Source organism: Microcystis sp. M53598_WE2, assembly GCF_030067735.1.
Classification (GTDB): Bacteria; Cyanobacteriota; Cyanobacteriia; order Cyanobacteriales; family Microcystaceae; genus Microcystis; species Microcystis aeruginosa.
On record NZ_JASJFE010001063.1, the window covers coordinates 1 to 1,231 of the forward strand.

The window sequence follows — 1,231 nt, forward strand, 5'->3', positions numbered from 1 at the left end:
GGAGATAATGAACCTAAAGCTATTTATCAGAAAACGCAAGCAGCATTTAAGGAACTCAGCCAATTGATTCGAGAAACACTCTCAGAAATGGATAAATATCCTTTTTTATCGGCTTTAGAACCGGCTCGACAAACCCTGAATGATGTATGTAATCAGCCTTATGATTGGTATCTTACCGATTTAACCGAACGAGAGGATGAGTTATTAGATCTTAAAGAGAATGTAATAGAGCCGATTCTGAGTTTTATGCAGGGGGAACAAAAACGGATTTATGATCGGGCTAAACTGTTATTAGAGACTCAAAAGCCCAATTTTAGTTATATCAACAGCGATAATCTATCTCAATTGAGAACAGTTCTCACGGATACCCAATGCTTTAAAGGAAGCCGGATGCAGCAGGTAAAGGGGTTAATAGAGTCGGTAGAGGCAGAAATTTCTAGCGAAGTTACCAGGGAAGTGGAACAAGCACAGGAAGAAATCGGGTTGTTACAAGAGCGAATGGGTAAAATGGCCGAGTTTTCCCAACTTTCTCCGGTGCAACAGCAGGAAATTCTGAAATCTTTTCAGGATTGTTGTGATTCTATTGCTCAAGAAGATTTGATTGCTATGATTCGCAGTACCCGTCAGAAGTTTGAAACGGATACCTATCCTCGGTTACTCTCAAAAATGACTAAGTTAACGGGGGTTGATGGGGTTTCTTCCCAGGCAACCCGTCGGGTTAAGGAGTCAGAAACTCAATATATACCCAGTCAGACAATTAAGATTAATTTTGGCAAGGCATGGCTGGCAGATGAGGCGGATGTGGAGGAGTATCTCTCGGCAATGCGTGAGGCTTTAATAGCAGAAATTAAGGAAGGTAAACGGATTCAAATTTGAGAAGTGGGGTGTGGGGTGTGGGAACTATTTACCACGATATAGAGATTACCGATTTCTTGATTGAGATGAAAAGATGATTACATCATTAGAACTGAGAAATTTTACAGCTTTTCGACGTTTAAAAATTGATTTTTCTCCGAAGATTAACGTCATTATTGGAGAAAATGGGACGGGAAAAACTCATTTGTTAAAAGTTGCTTATGCCCTTAGTTCTGGGTATAAACTGTTTAAACAGCCATCGGAGATGGAGGAGTCTGATTTAAGGGATTTTTTAACCGAGCGGTTAATTCGTCTTTTTCTTCCTTTAAATAATAAATTAGGAAAACTTCATCACACGGGAGCAGAAGAAAGGGCA

Annotated in this window: 1 protein-coding gene and 1 pseudogene; both read left to right on the plus strand. The window is 39.9% G+C overall.

Annotated elements, in window-relative coordinates:
- Nucleotides 1-876 (plus strand): annotated as a pseudogene (locus PX636_RS21705) (BREX system P-loop protein BrxC); the annotation flags it as partial.
- 73 nt (nucleotides 877-949) lie between these two features.
- A partial coding sequence (locus PX636_RS21710; RefSeq protein ID WP_288118837.1) for an AAA family ATPase occupies nucleotides 950-1,231 on the plus strand: 282 nt, incomplete at its 3' end.